The sequence below is a fragment of the Streptomyces sp. NPDC005706 genome (assembly GCF_040631045.1).
Taxonomy (GTDB): Bacteria; Actinomycetota; Actinomycetes; order Streptomycetales; family Streptomycetaceae; genus Streptomyces.
The window spans coordinates 357,447-371,593 of record NZ_JBEXYS010000005.1; the positions used below are offsets into that span (position 1 = coordinate 357,447).

Consider the following 14,147-nt stretch of genomic DNA (forward strand, 5'->3'; position numbering starts at 1 on the left):
GACGAGGAGTTGGTCCCGCATGGCCGCCGAACTGACCGCGCACGACCTGATCGCCAGGCACCGGCCCACGCTCGACCAGGCCCTGGAAGCGATCCGCAGGCGCGCGTACTGGTCCCCGCACCCCGAGCACCCCAAGGCGTACGGGGAGCAGGGCAGCCTGGACGCGGCGGCCGGGAAGGCCGCCTTCGACGCCGTCCTCGGCACCCGCCTCGACCTCGGCCAGCCCGGCACCGACGACTGGGTGGGCGGCGAGGTCTCCCCCTACGGCATCGAGCTCGGCGTGACCTATCCGCACGCGGACCTCGACGTTCTGCTGCCCGCGATGAAGGCCGGACAGCGCGCCTGGCGGGAGGCGGGCGCGGAGACGCGCGCGGTGGTCTGCCTGGAGATCCTCAAGCGGATCAGCGACCGGACGCACGAGTTCGCGCACGCGGTCATGCACACCAGCGGGCAGGCCTTCATGATGGCGCTCCAGGCGGGCGGCCCGCACGCCCAGGACCGCGGCCTGGAAGCGGTGGCGTACGCGTACGTGGAGCAGGTCCGCACCCCCGACACCGCCGAGTGGACCAAGCCGCAGGGCAAGCGCGACCCGCTGGCGCTGACCAAGCGGTTCACGCCGGTCCCGCGCGGCATCGGTCTGGTCATCGGCTGCAACACCTTCCCGACCTGGAACGGCTACCCGGGCCTGTTCGCCTCGCTGGCCACCGGCAACGCGGTCCTGGTCAAGCCCCACCCGCACGCGGTCCTGCCGCTCGCGCTGACCGTGCGGATCGCGCGCGAGGTGCTCACCGAGGCCGGTTTCGACCCGAACCTCGTGGCACTGGCCGCCGAGCGCCCCGGCGAGGGCATCGCCAAGACCCTCGCCACCCGCCCCGAGATCCGCATCATCGACTACACCGGGTCGACGTCCTTCGGTGACTGGCTGGAGGCCAACGCCCGCCAGGCGCAGGTCTACACGGAGAAGGCCGGCGTCAACACGGTCGTCGTGGAGTCGACCGACAACTACAAGGGGATGCTGTCCAACCTGGCCTTCTCGCTGTCCCTGTACAGCGGCCAGATGTGCACGACCCCGCAGAACCTGCTCATCCCGCGCGACGGTATCCGCACCGACGAGGGCCACAAGACGTTCGACGAGGTGACCGCCGGCCTCGCCCGCGCCGTCGACGGGCTGCTCGGCGACGACGCGCGCGCGAACGCCCTGCTGGGCGCGATCGTCAACCCGGACGTAAAGGCCCGCCTGGAGGCGGCCGCCGGCCTCGGTGAGGTCGCCCTGGCCTCGCGGGAGATCACCAACCCGGACTTCCCGGGCGCGGTGGTCCGCACGCCGGTGATCGTCAAGCTCGACGGCGCCAAGCCGGACGACGAGGCCGCCTACATGAGCGAGTGCTTCGGCCCCGTCTCCTTCGCCGTCGCGGTCGACTCGGTGACCGACGCGGTGGAGCTGCTGCGCCGCACGGTCCGCGAGAAGGGCGCGATGACGGTCGGCGCGTACACCACCGACCCGGAGGCCGAGCGGGCCGTCGAGGAGGTCTGCCTCGAGGAGGCCGCCCAACTGTCGCTCAACCTGACCGGCGGGGTGTACGTGAACCAGACGGCCGCCTTCTCCGATTTCCACGGCTCGGGCGGCAACCCGGCGGCGAACGCGGCCCTCACCGACGGCGCGTTCGTGGCCAACCGCTTCCGGGTGGTGGAGGTCCGCCGCGACGCCTAGGAAGCAGTTACCGCCGGGGGCGCCGTCGCCGCGCCCCCGGTGGCACTCCAGTGGTACAGCGTCATGGCCACGCTGGTGGCCAGGTTGTAGCTGGAGACCTGGGGGCGCATCGGCAGCGCCAGCAGCCGGTCGGCCCGCCCGCGCACCTCGGGTGAAAGACCGCTGCGCTCCGAACCGAAGGCCAGCACGGCGTCGTCGGGCAGCGTGACACCCCGGATGTCCTCGCCCTCCGGGTCGAGGGCGAAGAGCGGTCCCTCGGGCAGCTCGTCGGCACCGAGCCGCTCCACGGCCGTCGCGAAGTGCAGTCCCGCACCGCCGCGCACCACGGTGGGGTGCCAGGGGTCGAGGGTGCCCGTGGTGACCACACCGGTCGCCCCGAAACCGGCGGCCAGCCGGATCACGGCGCCGGCGTTGCCAAGGTTGCGCGGGTTGTCGAGGACCACGACGGGCGCCGGGCGGGGCGTACGGGCGAGCGAGCGCAGATTGGCCTCCCGGGACGGCCGCACGGCCAGCGCCGCCACCCCGGTCGGGTGGGGCCGCGGCACGAGCGAGGCGTACGTCGCCGCGGGCACCTCGGTCAGCAGCTCGTCCAGGCTGTCCCTGACGTCCCCGGCCAGCTCCTCGGCGAGGGCGAGCGCCGCCCCGCGGTCGGTCGTGACCGCCACCGGGACCTGAGCGCCGAAGCGCAGCGCGTGCTTGAGGGCGTGGAAGCCGTCCAGCAGCACGGCGGTTCCGGCGCTCGCACGCCAGCGGGCCAGGGGATCGGTCATGCGCTGAACCCTACGTGGCCCGGCGTACGCTCCTCGGCCGAGTCCGGGACGGCCTCCTCGGAGGCGCGCGGCCCCGGCAGCACGGGGTCCTCGTCCCGGCCGCGCCGCACCAGCCGCTCACGCGCGCGTGCCGCCCAGCCGCCGAGCAGCAGCAGGACGGACGTCGGCAGGAAGACGGCGTCCGCCGTGATCATGGCCAGCGAGAAGAACGGCAGCCCGAGGACGACCGCGATCACCGCGTGCTCGAGCATCATCAGCACCAGCAGGACGTTCTTCACCCGCCGGTTGAACAGCGTGAACGGGAAGGCGACCTGCACCATGACCGTGCCGTAGGTGACGACCATCATGATCGTGCCGCTGGAGGACATCAGGTCGGCAAGCGCCGGCCAGGGCGAGAAGTAGTCCAGGTGGAGCGGGTAGTAGACGGCGGTGCCGTCCTGCCAGCGCGAGCCCTGGATCTTGTACCAGCCGGCCGTGGCGTAGATCAGGCAGGCCTCCGCCATGATCACGAACAGGGCGCCGTTGTGCAGGACGTTGGCGATCACGTCCAGCAGGATCCGCGGCTCCTCGGACCCCGCCCGGCGCCGGACCACCGCCCACAGGCCGAGCACGGCCCACACCGTCCACAGCAGCGAGGGCACCAGCCAGCCGTTGTCGAACAGCCGGCCCGCCAGCGTCGCACCGGCGAGCACCAGGCCCAGCACCGCCCACAGCGCCGGCCCCAGCCGGTCGGGGCGGACCCGCTCCCCACGCGCGCGTGCCGCGGCCTCACGGTCCGCCCGCCGGGCGTCGAGCGACCACACCTGACCGCAGCGGGTGAAGACCAGGTAGAAGGCCATCAGGTGCAGGACGTTGTCGCCGCCGTCGCCCATGAAGACGCTGCGGTTCTGCAGCGACAGCACACCCACCATGAACAGCACGGAGGCGGTCCGGGTGCGCCAGCCGAGCAGCAGTGCCGTCGTGGCGAGGATCGCCAGCACGTAGAAGGTCTCGAACCAAGCTTGTCCACCGGACCACATCAGGGCCGTGAAGGCGTGGTTCTCATCCGTGAGCTGCCGGCCGAGGTCCCAGCCCCAGGGGCCGTCGGGGCCGTACATCTCCCGGCGGTGGGGGAACTCGCGCAGCAGGAACAGCAGCCAGGTACCGGAGAATCCGATGCGGATCACGGCGCTCTGGTACCGGCCGAGCGCGGACTCGGTGACGCGGGCGATGCCCCGCGAGAGCGTCAGGGACAGACGGTTCACGCCACACCTCCCGCGGCCTCGTCGTCGGTCACCGTCCACCAGGGAAGTACGCGGTAGACGGGCTTGCTGGAGAACCGTTCCCGGCTCCACACGGGCGGCTGCACATTGGTGGTCCGGGAGCGGACCTGCACGCGCTGGACGACTCCCTGCCGGCCGATCGCGTCCTCCCGGTGCAGGCGCATCGTCACGATCCGGCGCATGTACGTCTCGGACAGTGCGCCGCGCAGGCCCACCGGCCGGTTGTCGGTGCCGTGCGTGGCGGCGAGGAAGTCCCAGGCCCGGCGCAGTTCGTTCTGCTGGGTGTGGCTCGGCAGCAGGTTGCCGTCGATCGCGGCACCGTCGCGGGCGGAGAGGTCCCGCCAGCCGGTGGTGCGAAGATCACCGTCCTTCGTCCGCACCTCGGCGCGGACCTGCACGGCTATGTTCTGCTGCAAGGGGTTCGGGGCGAACAGCTTCCAGTTCTGCTCGAACTCCGGGTACACCCACTCCTCGATCGCCTTGCCGTGCTGCTTGGTCACCGTGTTCGCGGGCGCGAGGCTCAGGAACACCATCCCCAGGTGTACACAGGCGGCGACGGCGACGGCCGCGAGCGCCACCGCCGCTCCGACCTGGTAGCGGGGGGAGAGGGCGGCGACACCGCTGCGGGGCGGGGCGGGCGGGGCCACCGCCGGCTCGGCTCCGCCGGCGGGGTCCGTGCTCCCCGATGGCTGCTCGCCGTGCGTCCCCATGGCCGAGGGCTCGTTCGTGTCCCCGCTCTCGGCAGACGGCCCGGTCCCCTCCGCGCCACCGGCCGGGCTACTCCTCATGTCGTCGGCCGGCGACTCGTCCGAGACCGCGCCCGTGACCGACGGACCGCTTCCCTCCCCGTCGGCGCCCCGCGGCTCGTGCCCGTCCGTGCCACTCTCCGGGAGACGCGCCCCCTTCGACCCGTCCGGCCCCCGCCGGTTGTGCGAGTCCTCGTCGTACGCGTCCATTCCGCCCCGATCCCCGATTTCCGCCGACGTCGTACGGCCGCCCGCCACAGGCGCCGCATGGTTCACGGGCGCCACGGCTCGGCGCCCGCACGGAACGGTACTCAGCCGCGCCCACCGGGCGCAGCCCCGGGGAACCACCGGAGGCCGTGGCCATCACCACGCCGCCGCCCGGGCGGGGTGTCGGACGAGGCGGTACGACCAGCCGCTCGCCACCGTGAAATCCGTGGGAGCCCGGGCCCGGACCCTTCCCGGGCCTCGCCCGGAAGTGCCACCCGGTACCCGTCCGGCACGGTGTCCACAGGGCGATCGCGGGGTTTTCCACAGCGGTTGACAGCGGCACCGGCCCGGCACACCATTGATGCGCACGGACCGAACGATCGGTCGGGACAGTGTCCGCAGCAGAGCCCGAGGTCAGGGGGACCGCATGGCCACAGCAGCCGCGCACCGCACGGCACGCACAGACGCCGCCGGCGCGCCGGACACCGCCGGAGCACCGGTGGAGTACCAGCACGCCTTCGACGCGGCCGTGGCCGCCGACGAACGCATCGAGCCCCGCGACTGGATGCCCGACGCCTACCGCGCGACGCTCGTCCGGCAGATCGCCCAGCACGCGCACTCCGAGATCATCGGCATGCAGCCGGAGGCCAACTGGATCACCCGCGCGCCCTCACTGCGCCGCAAGGCGATCCTGATGGCCAAGGTCCAGGACGAGGCGGGCCACGGCCTGTACCTCTACAGCGCCGCCGAGACCCTCGGCACCAGCCGTGACGAACTGCTCGACAAGCTGCACAGCGGCCGCCAGAAGTACTCCTCGATCTTCAACTACCCCACCCTGACCTGGGCCGACGTCGGCGCCATCGGCTGGCTGGTGGACGGCGCCGCCATCACCAACCAGGTCCCCCTGTGCCGCTGCTCCTACGGGCCCTACGCCCGCGCGATGGTGCGCGTCTGCAAAGAGGAGTCCTTCCACCAGCGGCAGGGCTACGAACTGCTGCTGGCCCTCAGCAACGGCACCCCCGAGCAGCACGCCATGGCGCAGGACGCGGTGGACCGCTGGTGGTGGCCCTCCCTGATGATGTTCGGCCCGCCCGACGACGCCTCCCAGCACTCGGCCCAGTCCATGGAGTGGAAGATCAAGCGCCACTCCAACGACGAACTGCGCCAGCGCTTCGTCGACATCTGCGTACCCCAGGCCGAATCCCTCGGCCTCACCCTCCCCGACCCGGACCTGCGCTGGAACGAGGAGCGGGGACACCACGACTTCGGTGCCATCGACTGGACCGAGTTCTGGGACGTCCTCAAGGGCAACGGCCCCTGCAACGAACAGCGCATCACCCAGCGCAGGCGCGCACACGAAGAGGGCGCATGGGTGCGCGAGGCGGCCGCCGCGTACGCGGCCAAGCACACCGGCAGCACCGGCGGAACGGGAGAGACACGAGGATGACCAACACCGACTGGCCCTTGTGGGAGGTCTTCGTGCGCTCCCGCCGCGGCCTCTCCCACACCCACGCCGGCAGCCTGCACGCGCCCGACGCCGCGCTGGCTCTGCGCAACGCCCGCGACCTGTACACCCGGCGCGGCGAGGGCGTCTCGATCTGGGTCGTGCCCGCCGCCGCGATCACGGCGTCCTCACCCGACGAGAAGGACCCGTTCTTCGAGCCGGCCGCCGACAAGCCCTACCGGCACCCGACCTTCTACGAGATCCCGGAAGGGGTGAAGCACCTGTGACCGCCACCGTCCCCGCGACCGCCGCGCTCGCCCTCGGCGACGACGCCCTGGTGCTCTCCCACCGCCTGGGGGAGTGGGCCGGACACGCCCCCGTCCTGGAGGAGGAGGTCGCCCTCGCCAACATCGCCCTCGACCTGCTCGGCCAGGCCCGCGTGCTGCTGTCGATGGTCGGTGACGAGGACGAACTCGCCTATCTGCGCGAGGAGCGGGCGTTCAGCAACCTCCAGCTCGTCGAGCAGCCGAACGGCGACTTCGCCCACACCATCGTCCGCCAGCTGTACTTCTCCACCTACCAGCAGCTTCTCTACAGCGAACTCGCCGCCACCGGCGGTCCGTTCGCACCGCTGGCCGCGAAGGCCGTCAAGGAGGTCGCCTACCACCGCGACCACGCCGAGCAGTGGACCCTGCGGCTCGGCGACGGCACCGAGGACAGTCACGAACGGATGCGGCGCGCGTGTGAGGCGTTGTGGCGGTTCACCGGTGAGATGTTCCAGCCGGTCGAGGGCCTGGACGCCGACTGGGCGGCCCTGGAGGAGAACTGGCTCCGTTCCGTGACGGACGTGCTGGGCCGGGCCACCTTGACCGTGCCCGAGGGACCCCGCACCGGCGCCTGGTCGGCGGGCGCCGGCCGGCAGGGCCTGCACACCGAGCAGTTCGGACGGATGCTCGCCGAGATGCAGCACCTGCACCGCAGCCACCCGGGGGCGTCATGGTGACGGCCACCGCGCTGGAGGCGGAACTGCTGGAACTGGCCGGGTCGGTGCCCGACCCCGAGCTGCCCGTGCTCACCCTGCAGGACCTCGGCGTCGTGCGCGCGGTGCACGTCCACGGCCCCGACACGGTCGAGGTCGACCTCACCCCGACCTACACCGGCTGCCCCGCCATCGAGGCGATGAGCCTGGACATCGAGCGGGTACTGCGCGCCCACGGCGTGCGCGACGTCTCCGTCCGCACCGTGCTCAGCCCCGCCTGGACGACCGACGACATCACCGCCGAAGGCCGCCGCAAGCTGCAGGAGTTCGGCATCGCTCCCCCACGCGCGCGCCGCGACCCCGGTCCGGTGACGCTGACCCTCGGCCCGACGAGGACCGAGGAGGACGGCGAACCCGTCCGCTGTCCGCACTGCGGGGCGGCCGACACCGAACTGCTCAGCCGGTTCTCCTCCACCGCATGCAAGGCGCTGCGCCGCTGCCTGTCCTGCCGCGAACCGTTCGACCACTTCAAGGAGTTGTGATGGCGCGCTTCCACCCGCTCCCGGTGGCCGCGGTGGACCGGCTCACCGACGACTCCGTCGCGCTCACTCTCACCGTCCCGCCGGAGCTGCGCGAGGAGTACCGGCACGCGCCCGGCCAGCACCTCGCCCTGCGGCGGCGCACGGACGGCACCGAGATCCGGCGGACGTACTCGATCTGCTCCGCGGCCCCCGACCCGGCCGGCGCGGGCCCGAGCACACTGCGGGTGGGGGTGCGCCTCGTCGAGGGCGGTGCCTTCTCCACGTACGCGCTGAAGGAGATCAACGTCGGCGACGAACTGGAGGTGATGACCCCCGCCGGCCGCTTCACGCTGGATCCGGCACCGGGCCTGTACGCCGCGGTCGTCGGCGGCAGCGGCATCACCCCCGTGCTGTCGATCGTCTCCACGCTGCTGGCGCGTGAACCTCAGGCCCGGTTCTGCCTGATACGCGGAGACCGCACGGCCGCCTCGACGATGTTCCTCGAAGAGGTCGCCGACCTGAAGGACCGCTACCCGCAGCGGCTGCAGCTGGTCACCGCGCTCTCCCGGGAGGAGCAGCAGGCGGGTCTGCCGTCCGGCCGGCTCGACCGGGAACGGCTGACGGGACTGCTGCCCGCGCTGCTGCCGGTGGAGCGGGTGGCGGGCTGGTTCCTGTGCGGGCCCTACGGCCTGGTCGACGGCGCGGAGCGGGCGCTGCGCGAGCTGGGCGTGGACCGGGCCCGGATCCACCAGGAGATCTTCCACGTGGACGCGGGATCGGCCCCTTCGGCCGGCACCCCGGCGCCCGCGCACAGCACCGTCACCGCCCGGCTCGACGGGCGCGGCGGCACCTGGCCGGTGCAGGACGGCGAGTCGCTGCTGGACACCGTGCTGCGCAACCGGCCCGACGCGCCCTACGCCTGCAAGGGCGGGGTGTGCGGAACCTGCCGGGCCTTCCTGGTCGCGGGCGAGGTGCGCATGGACCGCAACTTCGCCCTGGAGGCGGAGGAGACCGAAGCCGGCTACGTACTGGCCTGCCAGTCGCATCCGGTGACGGAGAAGGTGGAGCTGGACTTCGACCGCTGAGTTCCCGCCCGGCACACGGGAAAGCCCGGTCACCCGCCGCCGGCCCACCCGCTCGGCCGTGCCTGAGGCCGGGCCACCGGATCCGGCCGCCCGGAGCACCGGCCACCGGGGTCCGGCCGGCCGGGGCCGGGCCGCCGCGGGTCAGACGACGGCGCCCGGCGCCCCGGCGTCGGTGATCACGGGACGACCCGCGGCCTGCCAGACCTGCATGCCGCCGTCGACGTTCACCGCGTCGACGCCCTGCTGGATCAGATACATCGCGACCTGCGCCGAACGCCCTCCGGACCGGCAGATCACATGCACCCGGCCGTCCTGCGGGGCGGCCTCGGTCAGCTCGCCGTAGCGGGCCACGAACTCGCTCATGGGGATGTGCAACGCGCCATCGGCGTGACCGGCCTGCCACTCCTCGTCCTCGCGGACGTCCAGCAGGAAGTCGTCGTCCTTGAGATCCGTGACCCCGACGGTGGGCACCCCAGCTCCAAAACTCATGCCCCCGACGCTACCCGAAGGACCGCAGGGTCAGCCCTGGGCCAGCAGGGCCGCCAGTTCCGTCTCCCGCTGCTCGATGTCGGCGCGCAGCCGGCCGGCGATCTCGTCGAGCAGGCCGTCGGGGTCGTCCGGGGCCAGCCGCAGCATGCCGGCGATGGCGCCATCCTCGAGCTCGCGGGCGACCAGCGTGAGCAGCTCCTTGCGCTGGGAGAGCCACTCCAGGCGGGCGTACAGCTCGTCCGCGGGGCTCGGCCGGCGCTCGGGCGGCACCGGGCCCGCCGCCCACTCCTCGGCCAGCTCCCTGAGCAGCGCCTCGTCGCCGCGGGCGTAGGCGGCGTTGACGCGGCTGATGAACTCCTCGCGCCGCTGCTGCTCCTCTTCCTCCTGGGCGAGGTCGGGGTGGGCCTTGCGGGCCAGCTCGCGGTAGAGCTTGCGGGCCTCCTCGCTGGGCCGCACCCGCTCGGGAGGGCGTACCGCCTGGTCGGTGAGCATGGCGGTGGCCTCCGGGAACAGGCCGTTGCCGTCCATCCAGCCGTGCAGCAGCTCCTCGACGCCGGGGATCGGCAGCACATGCGCCCGGGCCTCCTCGGCCCGGCGGATGTCCTCCGGGTCCCCGGTGCGGGCGGCCTTCGCCTCGGCGATCTCCGCGTCCAGGTGCTCGATGCGCATGTAGAGCGGGCCGAGCTTCTGCTCGTGCAGCCGGGAGAAGTTCTCGACCTCGACGCGGAACGTCTCCACGGCGATCTCGTACTCGATCAACGCCTGCTCGGCTGCCCGTACGGCCTGTTCCAGCCGTTCCTCGGGCCGCGGTGCCTGGGACTGCTCAGCTTCCGGGGTCGTCACCCGACCAGCGTAGGCCACGGACGGAACCCGGCGCCGCGGACGGCCCGGTTCACGCGCGCGGCACCGCGTCGGGGCAGTCGGCCGGTATCCACTCGGCCACCAGGTCCCGGCAGGCGACCACCAGCGTGCCCGGCCGGCAGGCCAGCTCATGGGTGCAGCCGGCCGGGCCCGGAAGGATCTCGTCGAGGATCACCTCACCGAGGGAGGCGGGGTCGCAGCTGCCCAGGACGTCGGACTGGAAGCGGGAGACCCCTGTGTAGCGGACGAGGAGGTCCTCGTCGTGCTTGAAGCAGTTGTGCCGGAAACGGATCTCGACGTCCCCGCCCCCGCCGCGGCGCACCCGTGACGGCCGCAGGTCCTTCACACAGCGCCTGCCGCCGAAGTCGTAGTGCCCGGGGTCGGTGGCGAACGCGCGTGCACCCGGCGGCAGCTCGGCCGCGATGGCGGGCAGCCGCTCGAGATAGGGCCGGGGGTCGATGAACCCCGCCTCTTCCCCCTCGTCCCCGCTCAGCTCGACGTACTTCATCACGCCACCCCCGTCACACGCCCGTCTCGGCCGCGATCCGCCCCGCTCGCACCCCCGCGACCAGTTCCCCGTGGTCCGCCTCCGTGCGGTCGGCGTAGGCGACCGCGAAGGCGGCTATCGCCTCGTCCAGCTCCTCGTTCTTGCCGCAGTAGCCGGCGATCAGGCGCGGGTCGGCGCTGTGCGCGTGGGCGCGGGCCAGCAGGGCGCCGGTCATGCGGCCGTAGTCGTCGATCTGGTCGGCGGCGAGCGCGGCCGGGTCGACGCTGCCCTTGCGGTTGCGGAACTGACGCACCTGGAAGGGCCGCCCGCCGACCGTCGTCCAGCCGAGCAGGATGTCGCTGACCACCTGCATCCGCTTCTGGCCGAGGACCACCCGGCGCCCCTCGTGCTCCACCGCCGGCGCCTGGAAGCCGGCCGCGGCCAGATGCGGGACGAGCGCCGACGGACGCGCCTCCTTCACCTGGAGCACCAGCGGCTCCCCGCGGTGGTCCAGCAGCAGGACCACGTACGAGCGCGTGCCCACGCTGCCCGTGCCGACCACCCGGAAGGCCACGTCGTGCACCGCGTGCCGGGCCAGCAGCGGCAGCCGGTCCTCGGAGAGCGTCGCCGCGTACGGCTCCAGGGCGGCGGCCACCTCGGCCGCCTCGGCGTCCGGGACCCGGCGCAGCACCGGCGGCGCGTCGACGAAGCGCCGCCCGCCGGCCTCCGTCTCCTCCGTCGACCTCGCCGCGAACCGGCCGCTGGTGTTGGCCCGCGCCTTCTGCGAGACCCGCTCGAGCGTGCCGAGCAGGTCATGGGCGTCGGTGTGGGAGACCAGTTCCTCGTCCGCGATGGCGTTCCAGGCGTCCAGCACGGACAGCCCGGCCAGCAGCCGCATGGTCCTCCGGTAGGCGCCCACCGCGTCCCGGGCGGCCTCCCGGCAGGTGTCCTCGTCGGCGCCCGCCTCCCGTCCGGCCAGCACCAGGGAGGCGGCGAGCCGCTTCAGGTCCCACTCCCAGGGTCCGTGCACGGTCTCGTCGAAGTCGTTGAGGTCGATGACCAGGCTGCCGCGGGCGTCTCCGTACAGACCGAAGTTGGCCGCGTGCGCGTCACCACAGATCTGGGCGCCGATGCGGGTCATCGGCGTGCGGGCCAGGTCGTACGCCATGAGCCCGGCGGAGCCGCGCAGGAAGGCGAACGGGGTGGCCGCCATCCTGCCCACCCGTATCGGTGTCAGCTCGGCGATACGGCCCGCGTTGGAGTCCACCACCGCGGTGACCGCGTCCGGGCGGCCGGCGTCCAGGTCGAGGACGCGGTGTGCGTCGCGCGGGACGGCGGACCGCAGCGCCTTGCCCTGCTTCTTGGGCGAACCCTGCGGCGGCCACTGGGCGAAGCCACGCACCCGCGGCAACCGGGGCGCCGTCACCGCCCGCTCCGCCGCCTCCGCACCGGATCCCGTCACCAGGACCGCCTCCCCCGCCCGCACGCTCGAACATCAACTCGTGCAGACCGTACAGCCGTCGGCCGGACCGCGTCAGACCCTGTGGACAACCGGAGGGCAACCGAAATCCTGTGGAAAACCCCGTCCCCCGCGCCGTCGGCACCCCTGAGAGCTTCCTCACAGAGAAGCCACGCCAAAACGACTACGGGCCCACCGTTTTCACGATGAGCCCGTAGCCTCTGTGTGCGCGAGGGGGGAGTTGAACCCCCACGCCCTTGCGGGCACTGGAACCTGAATCCAGCGCGTCTGCCTATTCCGCCACCCGCGCATTGGGTGTGTCTTCCGGCTCCGTCCCTTTCGGCGCGGCCCCTTCCGACATCCAGAACATTAGCACGCCGTGCAGGGTGGATTCACATCCCTTACCTGCCGCCCGGCCGGGTAGGGAGAGAGCGCAGGCGCAGGCGGCGGCCACGTATCAGGGAGAGCCTGTTCACGTATCAACCTCGTACCGGTCCCGGCCATCTGTCCAGGAGGCGGGCCAGGTCCACAGCCAGGTGCGGGACACTGGTCCTTGCCCGCCTCTACGATCCTTGTCTGCAGGAGTTCGAAGGGGAGCCGCTGGGGGAACCGGCTGATTGCCGGACGCGTAGATACGATCAGTGAGCAGTACGGGCGGAACAGCGGCCCGCAGGCACAGAGCAGGGCAAGGCAGAACGGCAGCGACGGAGGAGGTGCCCCATGGGAGTCCTGAAGAAGTTCGAGCAGCGTCTCGAAGGTCTGGTCAACGGCACCTTCGCCAAGGTCTTCAAGTCCGAGGTCCAGCCCGTGGAGATCGCCGGCGCGCTCCAGCGGGAGTGCGACAACAACGCCACCATCTGGAACCGCGACCGCACGGTCGTACCCAACGACTTCATCGTGGAGCTGAGCGCGCCGGACCACGAGCGCCTCAGCCCCTACTCCGGACAGCTCGGCGACGAGCTGGCCGGCATGGTCCGCGACTACGCCAAGCAGCAGCGCTACACCTTCATGGGCCCGATCAAGGTCAACCTGGAGAAGGCCGACGACCTGGACACCGGCCTGTACCGGGTGCGCAGCCGCACCCTGGCCTCCTCCAGCAGCCAGCAGGCGCCTCCCGCCCCGCCCGCCGGACGCCCCGGCCCCGCTCAGGGCGGCGGCTACGGCTACCCGCCCGCCGCTCCCGCCGGAGCGCCCCCCATGCCGTCCGCACCGCCTCCCGGCACCCGCCCCGGCGGCTACGGATACCCGCAGCCCGCCACCCAGCGGCCCGCGGCCGCGCCCATGAGCGGCGGACGCACCCGCTACTGGATCGAGATCAACGGCAACCGCCACCAGATCTCCCGCCCGACCCTGGTGCTGGGCCGCAGCACCGAGGCCGACGTGCGGATCGACGACCCCGGCGTCTCCCGCCGGCACTGTGAGATCCGGACCGGAACGCCCTCGACGATCCAGGATCTCGGCTCCACCAACGGCATCGTGGTGGACGGGCAGCACACCACCCGCGCTACGCTCCGCGACGGCTCGCGGATCGTCGTGGGCAGCACCACCATCATTTACCGGCAAGCCGAAGGGTGAAGCGGGGGCAATGTCAGAGCTGACCCTCACGGTCATGCGGCTGGGTTTCCTGGCCGTACTGTGGCTGTTCGTGATCGTGGCCGTGCAGGTCATCCGGAGTGACCTGTTCGGTACACGCGTCACCCAGCGCGGAGCGCGCAGGGAGGCGGCACGGCCACAGCAGGCCGCCCGGCAGCAGTCCGCGCCCCCGCCGCAGCGCGGCCAGCAGGGCGGCGGCCGACGCGGCCGCAACGCCCCCACCAAGCTGGTCGTGTCCGAGGGCACCCTCACCGGCACCACCGTCGCGCTGCAGGGCCAGACCATCACCCTGGGCCGGGCGCACGACTCGACGATCGTGCTGGACGACGACTACGCCTCCAGCCGCCATGCCAGGATCTACCCGGACCGCGACGGCCAGTGGATCGTCGAGGACCTCGGCTCCACCAACGGCACCTACCTGGACCGGTCCCGGCTGACGACCCCCACGCCGATCCCGCTGGGCGCGCCGATCCGCATCGGCAAAACCGTCATCGAGCTGCGGAAGTAGTACGTCATGAGTGAGCGCGAGCGGA

General features: G+C 72.4%; 15 protein-coding genes and 1 tRNA gene. 8 read left to right on the forward strand and 8 right to left on the reverse strand.

Annotation, left to right across the window (positions count from 1 at the left end; translation table 11 throughout):
* The first annotated feature begins 19 nt into the window (after positions 1 to 19).
* The gene (gene paaN / locus ABZ478_RS12900) at positions 20 to 1,711 is read left to right on the forward strand and encodes a phenylacetic acid degradation protein PaaN (protein ID WP_359548171.1); all 1,692 of its coding nucleotides are present in this window, start codon (positions 20 to 22) and stop codon (positions 1,709 to 1,711) included.
* Here the strand turns inward: paaN and ABZ478_RS12905 are convergent.
* Genes ABZ478_RS12905 through ABZ478_RS12915 form a run of 3 tightly spaced genes read right to left on the reverse strand, consistent with a single transcriptional unit; the run spans position 1,708 to position 4,699 of the window.
* The gene (locus ABZ478_RS12905) at positions 1,708 to 2,481 is read right to left on the reverse strand and encodes a TrmH family RNA methyltransferase (RefSeq protein WP_359548174.1); all 774 of its coding nucleotides are present in this window, start codon (positions 2,479 to 2,481) and stop codon (positions 1,708 to 1,710) included. The genes paaN and ABZ478_RS12905 overlap by 4 nt on opposite strands.
* On the reverse strand, positions 2,478 to 3,725 hold the full coding sequence (locus tag ABZ478_RS12910; RefSeq protein ID WP_359548177.1) for an HTTM domain-containing protein: 1,248 nt from the start codon (positions 3,723 to 3,725) through the stop codon (positions 2,478 to 2,480). Before ABZ478_RS12910 ends, ABZ478_RS12905 begins: the two co-directional genes overlap by 4 nt.
* Positions 3,722 to 4,699: a DUF5819 family protein gene (locus ABZ478_RS12915; protein ID WP_359548180.1), complete on the reverse strand. Its 978-nt coding sequence runs from the start codon at positions 4,697 to 4,699 to the stop codon at positions 3,722 to 3,724. Before ABZ478_RS12915 ends, ABZ478_RS12910 begins: the two co-directional genes overlap by 4 nt.
* 424 nt (positions 4,700 to 5,123) lie before the next feature.
* On the opposite strand from ABZ478_RS12915, the gene paaA reads away from it, so the two are divergent.
* The 5 genes from paaA to ABZ478_RS12940 are packed head-to-tail and all read left to right on the forward strand — an operon-like array spanning position 5,124 to position 8,725.
* Positions 5,124 to 6,143, forward strand: coding sequence for a 1,2-phenylacetyl-CoA epoxidase subunit PaaA (gene paaA / locus ABZ478_RS12920; protein ID WP_359548183.1), 1,020 nt, complete (start codon positions 5,124 to 5,126; stop codon positions 6,141 to 6,143).
* Positions 6,140 to 6,427 (forward strand): 1,2-phenylacetyl-CoA epoxidase subunit PaaB, encoded by a 288-nt coding sequence (gene paaB / locus ABZ478_RS12925; protein WP_359548186.1) that lies wholly within the window; start codon positions 6,140 to 6,142, stop codon positions 6,425 to 6,427. The genes paaA and paaB overlap by 4 nt, the downstream gene beginning before the upstream one ends.
* Entirely contained in the window at positions 6,424 to 7,143 is a 720-nt protein-coding gene (gene paaC, locus ABZ478_RS12930; protein ID WP_359548189.1) for a 1,2-phenylacetyl-CoA epoxidase subunit PaaC, read from the forward strand. The genes paaB and paaC overlap by 4 nt, the downstream gene beginning before the upstream one ends.
* Entirely contained in the window at positions 7,137 to 7,661 is a 525-nt protein-coding gene (gene paaD, locus ABZ478_RS12935; RefSeq protein WP_359548191.1) for a 1,2-phenylacetyl-CoA epoxidase subunit PaaD, read from the forward strand. Before paaC ends, paaD begins: the two co-directional genes overlap by 7 nt.
* Positions 7,661 to 8,725: a 2Fe-2S iron-sulfur cluster-binding protein gene (locus ABZ478_RS12940; RefSeq protein ID WP_359548193.1), complete on the forward strand. Its 1,065-nt coding sequence runs from the start codon at positions 7,661 to 7,663 to the stop codon at positions 8,723 to 8,725. Before paaD ends, ABZ478_RS12940 begins: the two co-directional genes overlap by 1 nt.
* A 141-nt stretch (positions 8,726 to 8,866) precedes the next feature.
* Here ABZ478_RS12940 and ABZ478_RS12945 read toward each other — a convergent pair whose 3' ends face one another.
* The 5 genes from ABZ478_RS12945 to ABZ478_RS12965 form a co-directional block, all read right to left on the reverse strand.
* Positions 8,867 to 9,196: a rhodanese-like domain-containing protein gene (locus ABZ478_RS12945; RefSeq protein ID WP_359548355.1), complete on the reverse strand. Its 330-nt coding sequence runs from the start codon at positions 9,194 to 9,196 to the stop codon at positions 8,867 to 8,869.
* 48 nt (positions 9,197 to 9,244) lie between these two features.
* Positions 9,245 to 10,057, reverse strand: a complete 813-nt coding sequence (locus ABZ478_RS12950) for a hypothetical protein (RefSeq protein ID WP_358929581.1) — start codon at positions 10,055 to 10,057, stop codon at positions 9,245 to 9,247.
* 49 nt (positions 10,058 to 10,106) lie between these two features.
* Positions 10,107 to 10,583, reverse strand: coding sequence for a hypothetical protein (locus tag ABZ478_RS12955; protein WP_359548196.1), 477 nt, complete (start codon positions 10,581 to 10,583; stop codon positions 10,107 to 10,109).
* A 13-nt stretch (positions 10,584 to 10,596) separates the two neighbouring features.
* Positions 10,597 to 12,024: a DUF2252 domain-containing protein gene (locus ABZ478_RS12960; protein ID WP_359548197.1), complete on the reverse strand. Its 1,428-nt coding sequence runs from the start codon at positions 12,022 to 12,024 to the stop codon at positions 10,597 to 10,599.
* A 223-nt stretch (positions 12,025 to 12,247) separates the two neighbouring features.
* A tRNA-Leu gene (locus ABZ478_RS12965) sits at positions 12,248 to 12,331 on the reverse strand.
* A gap of 410 nt (positions 12,332 to 12,741) precedes the next feature.
* On the opposite strand from ABZ478_RS12965, the gene ABZ478_RS12970 reads away from it, so the two are divergent.
* Positions 12,742 to 13,596, forward strand: a complete 855-nt coding sequence (locus tag ABZ478_RS12970) for a DUF3662 and FHA domain-containing protein (protein WP_358929587.1) — start codon at positions 12,742 to 12,744, stop codon at positions 13,594 to 13,596.
* Between the two features lie 10 nt (positions 13,597 to 13,606).
* On the forward strand, positions 13,607 to 14,122 hold the full coding sequence (locus tag ABZ478_RS12975) for an FHA domain-containing protein (RefSeq protein ID WP_359548199.1): 516 nt from the start codon (positions 13,607 to 13,609) through the stop codon (positions 14,120 to 14,122).
* Positions 14,123 to 14,147 lie beyond the last annotated feature (25 nt).